The organism is Neorhizobium sp. LMR1-1-1.1 (genome assembly GCF_040675795.1).
GTDB lineage: Bacteria > Pseudomonadota > Alphaproteobacteria > Rhizobiales > Rhizobiaceae > Neorhizobium > Neorhizobium cellulosilyticum.
In genome coordinates, this window is the sequence record NZ_JBEGHE010000001.1 from 391,659 (window position 1) to 407,848 (window position 16,190).

13 protein-coding genes are annotated in these 16,190 nt (G+C 59.7%); 9 read left to right on the plus strand and 4 right to left on the minus strand.

Annotation, left to right across the window (positions count from 1 at the left end; all coding sequences use genetic code 11):
* Positions 1–11: 11 nt before the first annotated feature.
* Positions 12–1,469, minus strand: a complete 1,458-nt coding sequence (gltX, locus tag MRBLMR1_RS01685) for a glutamate--tRNA ligase (protein WP_148143240.1) — start codon at positions 1,467–1,469, stop codon at positions 12–14.
* 126 nt (positions 1,470–1,595) lie between these two features.
* Positions 1,596–3,365: an SLC13 family permease gene (locus MRBLMR1_RS01690; protein ID WP_148143242.1), complete on the minus strand. Its 1,770-nt coding sequence runs from the start codon at positions 3,363–3,365 to the stop codon at positions 1,596–1,598.
* 244 nt (positions 3,366–3,609) lie between these two features.
* On the opposite strand from MRBLMR1_RS01690, the gene MRBLMR1_RS01695 reads away from it, so the two are divergent.
* The 4 genes from MRBLMR1_RS01695 (at position 3,610) to MRBLMR1_RS01710 (ending at position 7,295) form a co-directional block, all read left to right on the plus strand.
* Entirely contained in the window at positions 3,610–4,731 is a 1,122-nt protein-coding gene (locus MRBLMR1_RS01695) for an ABC transporter substrate-binding protein (protein WP_500063521.1), read from the plus strand.
* 127 nt (positions 4,732–4,858) lie between these two features.
* Complete coding sequence (locus tag MRBLMR1_RS01700) at positions 4,859–5,929, plus strand: FecCD family ABC transporter permease (RefSeq protein WP_500063523.1); 1,071 nt, start codon at positions 4,859–4,861, stop codon at positions 5,927–5,929.
* On the plus strand, positions 5,929–6,687 hold the full coding sequence (locus tag MRBLMR1_RS01705; RefSeq protein WP_148143246.1) for an ABC transporter ATP-binding protein: 759 nt from the start codon (positions 5,929–5,931) through the stop codon (positions 6,685–6,687). The genes MRBLMR1_RS01700 and MRBLMR1_RS01705 overlap by 1 nt, the downstream gene beginning before the upstream one ends.
* Positions 6,688–6,752: 65 nt before the next feature.
* Positions 6,753–7,295 carry a glutathione peroxidase gene (locus MRBLMR1_RS01710; protein ID WP_148143247.1) on the plus strand — a complete coding sequence of 181 codons (543 nt, stop codon included), beginning with the start codon at positions 6,753–6,755 and terminating at the stop codon, positions 7,293–7,295.
* Between the two features lie 41 nt (positions 7,296–7,336).
* Here MRBLMR1_RS01710 and MRBLMR1_RS01715 read toward each other — a convergent pair whose 3' ends face one another.
* The gene (locus tag MRBLMR1_RS01715; RefSeq protein ID WP_148143249.1) at positions 7,337–8,107 is read right to left on the minus strand and encodes a TerC family protein; all 771 of its coding nucleotides are present in this window, start codon (positions 8,105–8,107) and stop codon (positions 7,337–7,339) included.
* Between the two features lie 107 nt (positions 8,108–8,214).
* The gene (locus tag MRBLMR1_RS01720) at positions 8,215–8,910 is read right to left on the minus strand and encodes a TetR/AcrR family transcriptional regulator (protein WP_148143251.1); all 696 of its coding nucleotides are present in this window, start codon (positions 8,908–8,910) and stop codon (positions 8,215–8,217) included.
* A 133-nt stretch (positions 8,911–9,043) separates the two neighbouring features.
* Here MRBLMR1_RS01720 and MRBLMR1_RS01725 point away from each other — a divergent pair, with 133 nt between their 5' ends.
* The 5 genes from MRBLMR1_RS01725 to xylA all read left to right on the plus strand — a co-directional run bounded on the left by MRBLMR1_RS01725 (position 9,044) and on the right by xylA (position 15,992).
* A complete protein-coding gene (locus MRBLMR1_RS01725; protein WP_148143253.1) occupies positions 9,044–10,249 on the plus strand; it encodes an HlyD family secretion protein in 1,206 nt (401 codons plus the stop codon).
* Positions 10,250–10,307: 58 nt separating this feature from the next.
* The gene (locus MRBLMR1_RS01730; RefSeq protein WP_148143254.1) at positions 10,308–11,909 is read left to right on the plus strand and encodes a DHA2 family efflux MFS transporter permease subunit; all 1,602 of its coding nucleotides are present in this window, start codon (positions 10,308–10,310) and stop codon (positions 11,907–11,909) included.
* Between the two features lie 148 nt (positions 11,910–12,057).
* Positions 12,058–13,083 (plus strand): LacI family DNA-binding transcriptional regulator, encoded by a 1,026-nt coding sequence (locus MRBLMR1_RS01735; protein WP_148143256.1) that lies wholly within the window; start codon positions 12,058–12,060, stop codon positions 13,081–13,083.
* Positions 13,084–13,105: 22 nt separating this feature from the next.
* Positions 13,106–14,560, plus strand: a complete 1,455-nt coding sequence (gene xylB / locus MRBLMR1_RS01740) for a xylulokinase (RefSeq protein ID WP_500064027.1) — start codon at positions 13,106–13,108, stop codon at positions 14,558–14,560.
* A 121-nt stretch (positions 14,561–14,681) separates the two neighbouring features.
* Positions 14,682–15,992 (plus strand): xylose isomerase, encoded by a 1,311-nt coding sequence (xylA, locus tag MRBLMR1_RS01745; RefSeq protein WP_148143258.1) that lies wholly within the window; start codon positions 14,682–14,684, stop codon positions 15,990–15,992.
* Positions 15,993–16,190: the final 198 nt, after the last annotated feature.

Sequence of the window (16,190 nt, forward strand, 5' to 3'; positions counted from 1 at the left end):
TCGCGAATTTCTTACTTCCCATCGCCCACCATGGAGGCGACGACGGTTGCTGCGATCTTCAGGCGCTGGCGAACGACGGAGCGGCCGAGAATGGCCATGCTATCGAACAGCGGCAGCGAGCGGGACGAGCCGGACATGGCGATGAAGAGCGGCGGGGTAACGACGCGGAGTTTCTTCTCCAGCTTGTCGGCAACGGCGCGCAGTTCCGCGTCGATCGCTTCCACGTTCCACTCGACCATCTTTTCGATGTCGGCCTGGACCGTGTTGATGATCAGCAGTGTATCTTCCGGCGAGGTCTTCAGGCCGGCGAAGGATGCCGGCGTCAGGCCGACATCGGCGGCGAGCAGGAAGCCTGCAAGGTTCGGCAGGTCGCCGAGCTTGGTGATGCGGCTCTGCGAGTGCAGCAGGCCCTGCTTAAGGCGATCGTTTTCCATTGCCCATTCGAGCGTGCGGGCGACGAATTCCTCCGGCGTCAGCTTTTCGCGCAGCCAGCGGCCGTTCAGCCATTCGAGCTTTTGCAGGTCGAAGATGGCGCCCGCCTTGGACAAGGCTTCCGGATCAAATTTTCCGGCCAGTTCTTCCATGGTCAGCAGTTCTTCGCCTTCGGCGATCTGTACGAAGAAGAGGCCAAGGAAGTTCATCAGGGCTTCCGGCAGGTAGCCGAGCGCCGAGTAGTAGCTGATCGAGGTCGGGTTCTTGCGCTTGGAGAGCTTGGACTTGTCGGCATTGCGCATCAGCGACAGGTGCATCCAGACCGGCGCTTCCCAGCCGAAATAACGGTAAAGCAGGATGTGCTTCGGCACCGATGCCAGCCACTCCTCGCCGCGGGCGACGTGGGTGATCTTCATCAGGTGGTCGTCGATGACGTTTGCCATGTGATAGGTCGGCATGCCGTCGCCCTTGATGAGCACCTGCATGTCAACAGAATCCCACGGGATCGAGACGTCGCCATAAACGCCGTCGGTAAAGTCGCAGGAGCCCTCGGTCGGGATTTTCATGCGCACGACGGAGCTTTCGCCGGTTGCCATTTTCGAGGTGACTTCTTCCGCAGTCAGATGCAGGCAGAGACCATCGTATTTCGGTGGCTTGCCGGCGGCGCGCTGGCCTTCGCGCATCTGCTCAAGCCGCTCGGGCGTGCAGAAGCAGCGGAAGGCATGGCCCTTGTCGAGCAGGTCCTGTGCGAAAGGCTGGTACATGTCCTTGCGCTCGGACTGGCGATAAGGACCGTAGGGGCCGCCGACATCCGGGCCTTCCGACCATTTCAGGCCCGTCCATTTCAGCGCATCCAGAACCCGCTCCTCGAATTCGAGAGTCGAGCGGGTGGCATCGGTATCCTCGATGCGCAGGATGAACTCGCCGCCATTCTTCTGGGCAAAGAGGTAGTTGAAAAGGGCGATATAGGCGGTGCCGACATGCGGCTCGCCGGTGGGCGAGGGGGCGATGCGGACGCGTGGGGTCGGGTTGATCATTGTGTTGCTCTATTTCGCGGCGCAAACGAATGCGCCAAGCCTGTTCCGGGAATAGGGATTGGGGCAGGCTTAGGCCATATTCAGGCCGAAGCGTCAAGGTTTTTGGGAAGGTGACGCCCCTCGGGGCTAGGCGACCGGCCAAACATAGAGCAGGGCCGGAATGCTGACGAGGATGATGAGGAAGGACAGGGGCAGGCCGAGGCGGGGGTAATCGGAGAATTTGTAACCGCCCGGACCAAAAACCAGCGTGTTGCACTGGTGGCCGACGGGGGTGAGGAAATCGCAGCCTGCGCCGATCGCAACCGCCATCAGGAAGGCTTCGGGCTTGAAGCCGAGACTGGCGGCAAAGCTTGCCGCGATCGGCCCCATGACCAGCACCGTTGCCGCATTGTTGAGGAAGGGAGTGACGGCCATGGCGGTTATGAGGATGAGGCCAAGGGCGCCCCAGGCAGGCAAGGTGGCCGCGACCTCGCCAAGCCAGCCGGCGATGAGGTCGCTGCCGCCTGTCGTGCGCAGGCTGTCGGAGACGGGAATGAGCGCTGCCAGCATGACGAGGATCGGTCCGTCGACGGACTTGTAGAAATCGGTCAGCGGTATGCAGCGGAAGACGACCATGCCGAGGGCTGCTGCGAAAAAGGCGACTGGCACCGGGGCGAAGCCAACGGCGGTGGCTGCCATGGCGAGCGCAAGGATGATGAGCGGAATGAAGGCGCGGCGGCGGGTGCCGAGCAGTACTTCCCGCTGGGCCAGGGGCAGGAGGGAGAAATCCTGCATGATGGTGGGCATGGTCTTTCGCGAGCCCTGCAGCACGATCACGTCGCCGGCCGCAAGCGTCAGGCTGCCGAGGCGCTCCTTCAAGCGTTCGCCGTGGCGGCTGATCGCCAGAAGATTGACGCCGCGTGTATAGGAGAGCGCCAGTTCCTTGGCGGACAGGCCTTTCAGAGGCGATTCCTGGCTGATGATCGCCTCGACCGATATGATATCGCCCTGCGCCTGTTCGCCGGTCAGCGGCTTGCCGGACAATTGCAGCTTGGCGTTCGAGACAATGCGGTCCAGCGCCTTGGATGGGCCTTCGAGCATCACGATGTCGTTTTCCCGCAGGCTCAGGTCCGGGAAGGGCGCCATGCGGGCGGTGCCGCGCAGCACGGCATTGGCAATCACTTCGCCATCGCCGAGTTTCAGCAGTTCGCCCAGCCGTTTTTCGAGCACGGTGGATTGCGCCGTCACCATCACTTCCGAGGTGTAGTTCTTGATCTCGACGGCTTCCTCGATCGAGTGGTTTTCCTTCGTGCGGCTGGGCACCAGCCAGTGGAAAAAGAGCAGGAAGGTGATGCCGACGAGACAGAGGATGACGCCCATCGGGGTGAAGTCGAACATGGTGAAGGACTGGCCGGTCAGCTCTTCGCGGATGCGTGAGACGACGATATTGGGCGAGGTACCGATTTGCGTCATCAGCCCGCCGAGCAGCGCCGAAAAAGCCATCGGCATCAGGTATTTCGACGGCGAGGCACCGGATTTCTTGGCGAACTGGAAAGCGACCGGCATCATGATGGCGAGCGCACCAATATTCTTGATGAAGGCGGAGAGAACCGCCACCACAATCATCAATAGCGCAAGCTGAGTGTGCAGCGTGTCGAGATTGGGGAAGAACTTCTTGATCGCCAGATCGACGATACCTGAGCGCGCGACACCTGCGGAGACGACCAGAGCGCTACCGACAATGATGACGATGTCGTCGGAAAAGCCGGAAAATGCCTGGTCGGTCGGCACAACACCGAGTGCCACGGCCAGAACCAGCGCGCAACAGGCGACCACATCATAGCGAAACCGATCCCAGATGAACACTGCCATCATCGCGGCGATGACGGCGAAGGCGAGGATCTGCTGGGTTGTCATGCGGCTCCGGGGGTATGCGTACGGCGAGGTGGGCGGTTTCGAGTGACGCAATAATGCCCGAGAGGCCTTATCGTTTCAAACGCGGATGCGAGATATCGCCGATTTGTACAATTCTACTGCGAATTGGGTGGGGTCGTCAGGATCTGTCCATTTTTCAAGTAAAAGTTGATTGTTTTGGTCAGGAAATAGGCGTAGGTCCGCAACCGGGAGGAGATCTGATGCAACGGACACACAGAGGACACCCATGAGACCGATCGTATTTTCCGCCTTTGCCCTTGCGCTTGGTGCATCCACCGCGTTTGCCACCGACTATCCGGCAACGATCACCGATGTCGCTGGCCGCACCGTGACGATCGCCAAGAAGCCCGAGCGGATCATTCTGCAAGATGGGCGTGACATGCTGACCGTTGCATTGCTCGACCGTGACAACCCTTATGCGCGTGTCGTTGGCTGGAGCTCTAATTTCGTCAAGTCGGATCCGGGCACTGCCAAGCTGATGGATCAGGCTTTCGGCAAGGCGCCGCCGGTGATGAGCCTTTCCGAGGACGGTGAAACCGATCTGGAAGCGGTCATTGCGGCCAAGCCCGATGTTGTCGTCGCTCAGATGCGGGCGCAAAAATCCTTCAAGGAAGGCGGTATCGAGTACAAGCTGAAGGCGCTCGATATCCCGGTCGTCTATCTGGACGTGATGGAAGAGCCGGTCGGTCACACGACGGAGAGCGTCGAAGTGCTCGGCAAGGTCATGGATCGCGAGAAGGAAGCCGGCGAATACGTGTCCTTCTACAAGCAGCACCTCGACCACCTGAACGACGTCATCGCCAAACAGACCGTGTTTCCGAACGTCTTCGTCGAAGCGAAGGCCGGCAACAAGGGCGACGGGTGCTGCTTCACGCATGGCGATACCGGCTTCGGCAAGCTGGTGACCTCGCTGAAGGGCAACAATATCGGCTCGAAGCTGCTGCCGGGCCAGACGGGTACCGTGTCGCTCGAGGCGCTGCTCGGCTCCAACCCGCCGGATGTCTACATCATGTCCGGTTCGCAGTGGACGAACCCGGAGAACTCGGCTGCTCCGTTCGGCTACAACGTCACGCCGCAGCAGGTTTCCGCAGCACTCGGCAAGCTGGAGCAGCGCGACGGCTTTGCCGCGATGAAGGCGGTGCAGGATGGCCGCGTCTACGGTCTCTATCACCAGTTCTACAACCACCCGTATAACATCGTCGGCCTCGAATACATGGCGAGTTTCATGTATCCGGAAGCCTTCAAGGATCTAGATCCCGCCGCAACATATGCGACGCTGATCAAGACCTTCACCAAGATTCCCGATGCACCTGTCGTGCTCGGCGCCTCGGCACCGGTAACGCAGTAATTTTCTGGAGCAGCTTCGCTTGATCTTTGAAATGCGAGGCTGCTCCATCTATCTGTTTCCAAGCAATTCCTGACGCAAGACCGGTTCTTTGCCCTGCTGGAATTGCTCTCAAGCACCGGAGCATCGTGTGACTATTGCCGAACACAATCCGCCAGTCCTGCTGGCGGAGGCGGACCGTGCCTACCATGGCAAGATCCGCGTAAAAGTGATGATGCTTATCGTTCTTGCCGTGGCACTTTGCGCCGCGGCAGTGATCGATGTCTGTGTCGGGTCTTCCGGTCTGTCGCCGAGTGAAGTCCTGGCCGCGATCTTCCAGCCGGAGAGTGTCAGCCGGGGTGTGCGGGCAATCGTCGTCGACGTGCGGCTGCCCTATTCGCTGATGGCCCTGCTTGTCGGCGCGTCACTGTCGCTTGCCGGTGCCGAGATGCAGACCATTCTCGACAATCCGCTGGCAAGCCCGTTCACGCTCGGCGTGTCGTCTGCCGCATCCTTCGGCGCGGCGCTTGCCATCGTGCTGCAGCTCGGTATTCCCGGCTTGCCGCCGGAGTGGTTCATTCCCGCCAATGCTTTCATCTTCGCCTTCGGTTCGGTCTTGTTGCTGCAGGCGCTTTCCGGCTTGCGCGGTGCGGGTGTCGAGACGCTCGTGCTGTTCGGCATTGCGCTCGTTTTCATCTTCAACGCGCTGGTCGCCATCATGCAGTTCGTCGCCTCCGCCGAGGCGCTGCAGCAGCTCGTCTTCTGGAGCATGGGGAGCCTCACCCGCTCGACCTGGACGAAGCTGCAGATCATGGCGCTGGTCATGGCCTGCGTCGTGCCTTTCTCGATGGCTGCCTGCTGGAAGCTGACGGCGTTGAGGCTCGGTGAGGATCGGGCGCGTTCCTTCGGCATCGACGTGACGCGGCTGCGCTTCTTCTCGCTGCTGCGCGTCAGCATTCTTGCCGCGACCTCGGTTTCCTTCGTCGGCACGATCGGGTTCATCGGGCTTGTCGGCCCGCATCTCGCCCGGCTTTTGGTCGGCGAGGATCATCGCTTCTTCCTGCCGGCGAGCATGCTGTGCGGCGCGCTGGTCATGGCGCTCGCATCGGCCGCCAGCAAGATCATCGTGCCGGGCGTGCTGATCCCGGTCGGTATCGTCACCTCGCTGATTGGCGTGCCGTTCTTCCTTGCCCTGATTTTCAGCACGAAGGGGAAGGCGTAATGCTCTCGGTCGAAAAACTCTCTGCCGGCTACGGTAAAAAGGCGGTTCTGACAGATGTCGATATTTCCGCGATGCCTGCCGGGACGATCACCGCGTTTCTCGGCCAGAACGGCGCCGGCAAGTCGACGCTGCTGCGTTCGCTGGCGGGCCTTCACAAGGCGGGCGGGGTGTTGCATCTGGATGGCGCCGACATCACGCGGCAATCGCCGGCGCAGCGCGCACGGGCGATCACCTACATGCCGCAATCCCTGCCGCAGCGGGTAGCGCTGACGGTGCTGGAGGCAACGATCGGGGCACTTCGCGCCTCGTCGCGCGATCCGGATGCGGTCAAACGCTCGCTTGCCGTTCTTGATCGGCTCGGCATCAGCAATCTTGCCATGGCGCAGCTGGACTCGCTCTCCGGCGGCCAGCGGCAGCTTGCCAGTCTTGCGCAGGCGCTGGTGCGCAAGCCGCGCGTGCTGCTGCTCGATGAGCCGACCTCGGCGCTGGATGTTGCCCATCAGATCCGCGTCATGCGCACGATCCGCGAGATTACCGAGGAACAGGGGATCATCTCTATCGCAGTCCTGCACGATCTCGGTCTCGCATGCCGCTGGTGTGACCGGCTGGTGCTTCTGTCCGGCGGCCACGTTGTCTCAGATGGTGAGCCGCAACACGCTCTGACGCCCCATGTTCTCAACCAGGTCTATGGGGTTACTGGCCGTATCGAGCGCTGTTCGCGCGGATTTATCCAGGTGCTGATCGACGAAGTGGCATGAGTGATGGACAAGCCGGACGCGCGTATTAAGCTGGCGGGCATCTGCATTGCCTTGAGGAGTTTTCCATGACCGAGATTCTTTCCATTCCCGTCAAGCGTACTGACGGGAGCGAGACAACGCTTGCCAGCTACAAGGGGCAGGTCATGCTGGTCGTGAACGTCGCTTCCAAATGCGGGCTGACCAAGCAGTATGAAGGTCTGGAAAAGCTCTATGAGGACAAGAAGGACAAGGGGTTTGTCATCACGGCCTTCCCGGCCAACAATTTCAAGGGTCAGGAACCCGGCACGGATGCCGAGATCGTCGAATTCTGCCAGCTGACCTATGACGTGAAATTTCCGATCTTCTCGAAGATTTCGGTGAAGGGCGAGGGCAAGCATCCGCTCTACAAGGCGCTGACCGGCTCAGGTGTCGCGACGACCGGCGACGGCCCGATGAAGGAACGGCTGAGAGGTCATGGCATGGAGGTTGCCGATGACGCGGAGATCGTCTGGAATTTCGAGAAATTCCTGATCGGCCGCGACGGCAAGGTGGTTGGGCGTTTTGCGCCGGATGTGACTGCCGATGACAGCCGGTTGGTCGAGGCTCTCGATCGCGAACTGGCAAAATAGCGGGAATAAAAAAGGGCGCCTCAGGCGCCCTTTTCCTTGGATCAATGCAGTTTGTTGGTGCCGCCTTTGGCCTTGTTTTTGGCCTTGGCGTTTCTGGACCACATGTTGAGCATCTCGACCAGAGCCGAGAAGGCCATGGCAGCGTAGATGTAGCCCTTCGGCACGTGGACGCCGAAACCTTCTGCGATCAGTGTCGCACCGATCATCAGCAGGAAGCCGAGCGCCAGCATGACGATGGTCGGGTTACGCTCGATGAAGTTGGCGAGCGGGGTGGCTGCAAGCAGCATGACGGTGACGGCTGCGACGACGGCGACGATCATGATCGGCAGGTGCGGGGTCATGCCGACCGCAGTAATGATACTGTCGATCGAGAAGACGAGGTCGAGGATCAGGATCTGCACGATGGCCGCGCTGAAGCTCATCTTCACCACTTCCGCGCCGGCACCAACGAGGTCTTCCTTGTGATCGATGGTGTCGACCGAGTGATGGATTTCCTTGGTTGCCTTGTAAACGAGGAACAGACCACCGGCGATGAGGATCAGGTCCTTCCAGGAGAAGGGCTGGCCGAAAACCTCGAAGATCGGGTTGGTCAGCTGGACGATCCAGGCGATCGTGCCGAGCAGGCCGAGGCGCATGATAAGCGCAAGGCCGATACCGATCTTGCGTGCCTTCTCGCGATGCTCAGGCGGCAGCTTGTTGGTCAGGATGGAAATGAAGATCAGGTTGTCGATGCCGAGCACGACTTCCATGACCACGAGTGTTACGAGCGCTACCCAGGCCCCCGGGTCTGCTAAGAGCGCTGCTATGTCCATCCATGTCTCCTGTTTTCAATCAAAGGCGGTAAATGCCCGCCGCATTTGGGGGCTTTCAGCCTAAAAACAAGAGGAGGTTGCGCCTATCAAACGACAATTTGCTTAGTTCAGACGACCTTGGCGATCACGGATTTGTTATCCGATGCATAAGCTGCCATGAAAACGCGGATGGCGCCGCGTATAACACGTTCAATCTCCTGTCGCGACGGTGGCTCTGGCATCGTACCGAAAAGGCGGAATTTGAAGAAGCTGCCGCTGACAAGATCAAGGAACTGGCCGGCGGCGAGATCGAGATCGTCGATCTCCAGCGTGCCGGCGGCGACGCCCTGACCCAGATAATCGTGCAGGACCGTTCTCAGGTTCTGTGGGCCGCGGAAAAAACGGGAACAGAGATCGGGCATGCGTTCACGAACCCCGAGCACTGTGCGCATCGCGGTGACGACCTTTTCGTCGGTCATGTGTTCGAGAAAGGTGACGCCGAATTCGTAAAGGCCCTTTTCGATATTCTCGCTTTTGGCCAACACAGTCCTCATGGAGCCGAGAAAGGCCTCGCGTTCCATCTCGACCATCGCGACGAAGAGGTCTTCCTTGTTGGCAAAATAGACATAGATCGTCCCTTTTGAGACGCCTGCCTCCCGGGTAATGTCATTCATGCTTGCTGCATCAAAACCCATGCGCATGAAAACACGCTTGGCACCGTCGAGGATCTGCTCGCGCTTTACGGGGTCCTCGCCCGCTGCAAAGCGGCCGGATACCTTCACGGTTTCCTTAAGCAAGACCTTTTTTAACCCTTTCGGCGTCATTTTTTCCATTTCCAACTTTTTTCGAACCGGTTGGTTCGATCTGGACTTGATATGTGGCAAAGAAGGCTCTATGTCAACGCTCCGAACTGATCGGTTCGATTGGTTTCAACCTCCTTCAACGACGGTTATACCCATGACGGCTTCTAAAAATGCCGGCGCTCTGCGCACAGTAAAAAGCGATGACATCGACGTGAGCAAGACGCAGGAGCAGGGCGATGCAAGCCCTGCTGCGGCTGAGGCTAGTCCGGCTGCGCCGGCACAGTCGCAGGCTCCTGCCCAGACGGCAGATGCACCGAAGAAAAAGAAGCGCGGTTTCGTGCTTCCGGTTGTCGTGCTTGCGCTTCTCGCCGGTGGTGCGTGGTATGGCTATGAATGGTGGACCACCGGCCGTTTCATGGTGTCGACCGATGACGCCTATATCGAAGGCGACATCGCCACGATTTCTCCGAAGGTCACGGCTTTCGTTGCCAAGGTGAATGTGGTTGCCAACCAACAGGTGAAGGCAGGCGACGTATTGGCCACGCTTGACAATGGTGACTATCAGAACGCGCTCGATCAGGCCAACGCGGCGATCGAGACCGAAAAGCTGTCACTCTCGCGCATCGATGCGCAGGTCGAAGGTGCGGAAGCCAGTCTTGCACAGGCACAGGCTTCGAAGGTAGCGCTCGAAGCCGCCGTTCGTGGCGCAGAGATCACCCAGAAGCGCCAACAGGAACTTGCCACCAAGTCGGTCGGCACGGCTGCCGATCTCGATAGCGCCAATGTGGCTCTTGATCAGGCTCATGCCAATCTTGTCGGTGGCGAGGCGGCGATCAAGTCGGCCCAGGCCAATATCACCATCCTCGAAGCGCAGCGCAACGAAGCTGAAAGCTCTATCCGAACGCTGGAACTGCAGCGTGACAAGGCGGCCCGCGATCTCTCTTTCACGGTGCTCAAGGCTCCTTATGACGGTGTTGTCGGTAACCGCTCGGTTCAGGAAGGCGATCTCGTTTCGCCGGGCCAGCGGCTGATGGCGCTAGTTCCGACCCGCCAGCTCTATATCGATGCCAACTTCAAGGAGACCCAGATCCAGCATCTGGAGCCGGGTTCCAAGGTGAAGGTGCATGTCGATGCCTATAGCGACGACCCGATCACCGGCACGGTGGAATCGATCTCGCCGGCTTCCGGTTCGGTCTTCTCGCTGCTGCCGCCTGAAAATGCGACGGGTAACTTCACCAAGATCATCCAGCGCGTTCCGGTGCGTATTGCGCTGCCGCAGGATGCTCTCGATACGGGTCGCCTTCGGGCTGGCTTAAGTGTCGTGGTCGATGTCGATACGCGCACCGCGCCGAAGAACTAACAGCCGATTGTCCGGCTCCTCGTCAAACAGGCCCTGAGCGAAGGGCGGAGGTGGTCCCATGGCTGGGAGCGCAACAACAACTGCAGGATCAGTGCCGGCCGCTTCCATGCCGGCAGACGAGCCAATGGATCGGAGAAAGCTGATTGCTTTCTTCGCCATGGTGCTCGGCATGTTCATGTCGATCCTCGATATCCAGATCGTCTCGGCTTCGTTGTCTGAAATCCAGGCGGGCTTGTCCGCCGGTTCGGACGAGATCGGCTGGGTGCAGACATCCTATCTGATCGCGGAGGTCATCATGATCCCGCTTTCGGGTACGCTCGCGCGGATCATCTCGACACGCTATCTCTTCGCCGCTTCCGCTGCCGGTTTTACGGTTGCCAGCGCGCTCTGCGCCACGGCGACGAATATCGATCAGATGATCGTTTATCGCGCCATTCAGGGCTTTATCGGCGGGGGCATGATCCCCTCGGTATTTGCGGCTGCCTTCACCATTTTCCCGCCGTCGAAGCGCGCCATCGTCTCGCCGATCATCGGTCTTATCGCGACACTTGCGCCGACCATCGGCCCGACTGTCGGCGGCTATCTTTCCCACGCCTTCTCCTGGCACTGGCTGTTCTTGGTCAATATCGTGCCGGGCATCATCGTTACTGTGGTTGCGTGGAATTTCATCGACTTCGATAAGCCCGAACTGTCGCTTTTCAAAAAGTTCGACTGGTGGGGACTAGCGTCGATGGGCGTGTTCCTCGGTGCGCTGGAATATGTGCTGGAAGAAGGTAATTCCAACGACTGGTTTAACGACCACCTGATCGTCATCGGCGCGATCGCTTCGGCTGTCGGCGCCATGGTGTTCTTCTATCGGGCATTCACTGTCGAGTTTCCAGTGGTGGACCTGACGGCGTTTGCGAACCGAAATTTTGCGCTCGGGTCGATCTTCTCCTTCGTCATGGGGATCGGGCTTTACGGGCTGACCTATATCTACCCGGTCTATCTGAGCCGCGTGCGTGATTATGACAGCCTGATGATCGGCGAGACGATGTTCGTCTCGGGTCTGGCGATGTTCTTCACTGCGCCGATCGCGGGCAAGCTGTCGACGATCATGGACCTGAGAGCGATGATGGTGCTGGGCTTCGTTAGCTTCGGCGCTGGCACCTATATCATGACCGGGATTACCGTGGACTGGGATTTCTACGAGCTGTTCGTCCCGCAGATCCTGCGAGGTTTCGGCCTGATGATGTGCATGGTGCCGATCAACAATATTGCGCTCGGCACGCTGCCGCCCGCCCGTATCCGCGGCGCATCCGGCCTGTTCAACCTGACGCGTAACCTCGGTGGCGCGGTGGGGCTGGCCATTATCAGCACTGTGCTGTCCAACCGTCAGGACGTGCATTACGAGCGGCTGCGCGAGCATCTGGACTGGGGCAATCCGACGGCTGTCGACCAGTTGAACAGCATGACCTCCAATCTCAACGCAGCCGGACTGGATGGTGCCACCGGCGCAATCCGGCAGATGGTCAATCTTGTTACGCAGCAGGCCGTCGTAATGTCGTTCAGCGACGTCTTCCTGATCCTCACCGTGCTGTTCGGATTGATGGTGCTGGGGGTCGCGATGATCGAGAAACCTTCGCCGCAGATCACAGGGCGAAGTGGCGGCGGTCACTGAGCGTTCAGCGAAAATTTCAGGAAACCACCGCCGAAAAGGGGCCGTTACCGCAGGGTGACGACCCCTTTTCAGTTTCGTTTCCCGATCGCCGTGATTTTCTGATTTACGTACCTCAAAAACTGAGATAGGACGCTTCACGGAGGAATTCATGAAGCCCACCGTCTATGATATCGCGCGTAGCGCAGGCGTCAGCCTAGCGACGGTCGATCGCGTTCTCAATGGTCGGCCCGGTGTGAGGCATGTTACCCGCGAGCGCGTCGAGCAGGCGATCTCCAGTCTTGGCTACGTGCGCGATGTGGCGGCGGCCAATCTGGCCAAGGGACGGACCTATTCCTTCGTCTTCGTGCTGCCGAATTACGACAATTCCTTCATGATCGGGATCCGTGACGAGGTTCATGCCGCAATTTCGCGGTCTGGCGCGGAGCGCACGCAAATCCGTATCGTGGAAGTGCCCCCCTTCGATGCCGCGGCCTTGGCGGACGCGCTCAATCATATCGTTCCCGACAGGCCCGACGGGGTTGCCTTCGTCGCCGTCGAGGGGCACGAAGTGCATGCCGCATTGGCAGGGCTGAAGGATGCCGGCATTGCGGTTGTCACGCTCGTATCCGATCTTCCCGGATCGGAACGGGATCATTTCGCCGGTATCGACAATCATGCGGCGGGACGCACGGCTGCCAATTTGCTCGGCCGGTTCACCGGTGGGCGCGACGGCAGGATCGCCGTCATTGCCGGGTCCATGTTGGTGCGCGACCATCGTGAACGTCTGGAAGGTTTTCTGGCGGTCATGGGCGAGAGTTTTGCGCGGCTCGATGTACTACCGGTGATGGAAGCGCGGGATAATCCGGCGCTTACGGCCGAAGTCGTTTCGGCAGCGTTGGGGCGTTATCCCGATATCATCGGCCTTTACAGTCTTGGCGCGGGTAATCGCGGCATGGTGCATGCGCTGCGCGAGGTCGCTCGCGAGGCACGGCCTGTGGTGGTCGCTCACGAACTGACCGGAACGACGCGTGCGGCGCTTGCCGAAGACCTCATCGATGCCGTGCTCAATCAGGATGCCGGCCACGAGGTTCGCAGCGCGATCCGCGTGCTGAAGGGCAAGGTTGAGGGCCTGTCGGTGATTGCCGCGCAGGAGCGTATCCGTATCGACATATTCCTGAAGGACAACATGCCCTGAAGGCAGGATGAAAGGACAATACATGTATCTCGGTCTCGATCTCGGCACCTCCGGCGTCAAAGCGATGCTGATCGACGGCGACCAGAAAATCATCGGCTCGGCGAGCGGTGCGCTTGAGGTTTCGCGCCCGCATTCCGGTTGGTCTGAGCAGGATCCGGCGCATTGGGTTCGTGCCTGCGAAGAGGCGATTGCCGGCCTCAAGGCCGCGCATCCGGCGGAGCTTTCGGCGGTGAAGGGCATCGGCCTTTCTGGCCAGATGCATGGCGCGACATTTCTCGATGCCGAGGATAATGTGCTGCGGCCGTGTATTTTGTGGAATGACACGCGTTCCTTCCATGAGGCGGCGGAACTCGATGCCGATCCGCGTTTCCGTGCGATCACCGGCAACATCGTGTTTCCCGGCTTTACCGCGCCTAAACTCGCCTGGGTGAAGAAAAACGAGCCGGAGATTTTTGCCAAGGTCGCCAAGGTGCTTTTGCCGAAGGATTATCTGCGCCTCTGGCTGACGGGCGAGTACATTTCCGAGATGTCGGATTCGGCCGGTACGTCCTGGCTCGATACGGGCGCGCGCAAATGGTCGTCTGAACTTCTTGCCGCGACCGATCTTTCCGAAGCTCAGATGCCGTCTCTGGTCGAAGGGACCGATCAGGCCGGCAAGCTACGCGGCGAACTGAAATTCAGATGGGGTATCTCCGGTGAGGTCGTGGTGGCCGGCGGGGCAGGCGACAACGCCGCTTCGGCCTGCGGCATGGGAACGGTGAAGGAGGGGCAGGCATTCGTGTCGCTGGGCACGTCCGGCGTGCTGTTTGCCGCCAACGGATCCTACCTGCCAAAGCCGGAAAGCGCCGTTCACGCTTTCTGCCACGCATTGCCGAAGACATGGCACCAGATGGGCGTCATCCTGTCGGCGGCCGATGCAATCAACTGGCATGCGAAGGTGATGGGCAAATCGGCTGCAGAACTGTCCGGCGAACTCGGGGATACGCTGAAGGCGCCGACCGGTGTCACCTTCCTGCCCTATCTTTCGGGTGAGCGCACGCCGCACAATGATGCCGTTATCCGCGGTGCGTTTATCGGCCTCGAACACGAGTCCAGCCGCGCCGTTCTGACCCAGGCAGTGCTCGAAGGCGTGACCTTCGCGATCCGCGACAATCTCGAGGCGCTGAAATCCGCCGGGACCTCGATTTCCCGCGTGACGGCGATCGGCGGCGGTTCGCGCTCGCGTTACTGGCTGTCCTCGATCGCAACCTCGCTTGGCGTTCCCGTCGATATTCCGGCTGACGGAGATTTTGGTGCGGCCTTCGGTGCTGCCCGACTCGGTCTGATTGCGGCAACCGGTGCCGATCCGGTTTCGGTCTGCTCCGCCCCGAAGACGGAAGCGACGATCGAGCCGGTTTCTGCGCTGTCTAATGCCTATGAGGCTGCCTATTCGCGTTACCGCGCTGCCTATCCGGCAATCCGGGCGATTGCCGGCTGATTTTATCGGGGAGGGGGAAGCCCCTCCCTCAAAACCGGGCCGGAATGGACGTATTTTCGGCCTGCAATGAGGTACGTACCTCATCTTTGTTCAGAGAAGGCTTTCCAAGGAGGAAACACATATGAGCACAGGATTTTTCGGCGATATTTCGAAGATCAAATACGAGGGGCCGGACAGCACCAATCCGCTGGCCTATCGCTTCTACAATCCCGATGAGATCGTTGCGGGCAAGCGGATGGAAGATCATTTGCGCTTCGCGATCGCCTACTGGCACTCGTTTGCCTGGGAGGGCGGCGACCCCTTCGGTGGGCGCACCTTCGATCGTCCGTGGTATGGCGACGAGATGGCTAAGGCCAAGCTGAAGGCCGATGTCGCTTTCGAAATGTTCTCGCTGCTCGGTGCGCCTTATTACTGCTTCCACGATGCCGACGTGCGTCCGGAAGGCAAGACTTTTGCCGAGAACACGAAGAACCTCAACGAGATCGTCGATTACTTCGCAGGCAAGCAGGAAGAGACCGGCGTAAAGCTGCTCTGGGGCACGGCGAACCTGTTCTCCAACCGCCGCTTCATGTCCGGCGCCTCAACCAATCCGGATCCCGATGTGTTTGCCTATTCGGCTGCGACCATCAAGACCTGCATGGACGCGACGATGAAGCTCGGCGGGGAGAACTATGTTCTGTGGGGTGGCCGCGAAGGTTATGAGACGCTGCTCAATACCGACCTGAAGCGCGAATTCGACCAGATGGCGCGGATGCTGCATCTCGTCGTCGAATACAAGTACAAGATTGGCTTCAAGGGTCAGATCCTGGTCGAGCCGAAGCCACAGGAGCCGACCAAGCACCAGTACGACTACGACGTCGCGACTGTTTACGGTTTCCTGAAGAAGTACGGTCTGGAAAACGAAGTGAAGATGAATATCGAGCAGGGCCATGCGATCCTTGCCGGCCATACATTCGAGCACGAACTGGCGCTTGCCTCTGCTCACGGCATCTTCGGTTCGATCGACATGAACCGCAACGACTACCAGTCGGGCTGGGATACCGACCAGTTCCCCAACAATGTGCCGGAAATGGCGCTGGCTTATTACCAGGTTCTGCTGGCGGGCGGCTTTACCACCGGCGGTACGAACTTCGATAGCAAGCTGCGTCGCCAGTCGATCGATCCAGCAGATCTTCTGATTGGCCATATCGGCGGCATGGATTGCTGCGCCCGCGGCCTGAAGGCTGCTGCCAAAATGGTGGAGGACGGTGCATTGTCGAAGCCGCTCGCCGACCGTTATGCGAAGTGGGACAGTGCGGATGCGCAGAAGATGCTGCGCGGCGAATTGAAGCTCGAAGAGATCGCCGCAAAGGTGGAGCGCGAAAACATCAATCCGGAACCGAAGTCCGGCCGCCAGGAATATCTGGAAAACGTCGTCAACAGATACGTCTGATTGCGGGCTTGACCGGAACAGGCCGACATATGGCCTAGGGGAAACCCCGGGCCATATGCTGTTCAAAACGGGGCAAGCTTTCTGTTGCAGCAACGGCATTCCGGTATGATAATTACGCTCTTTTCGACCCAAACTTCAGTGAATGGCTGCTGAGATCGGGTGGAAGCCTTCCCGGTTTCGGAGCCTTGTTCCAAAGGA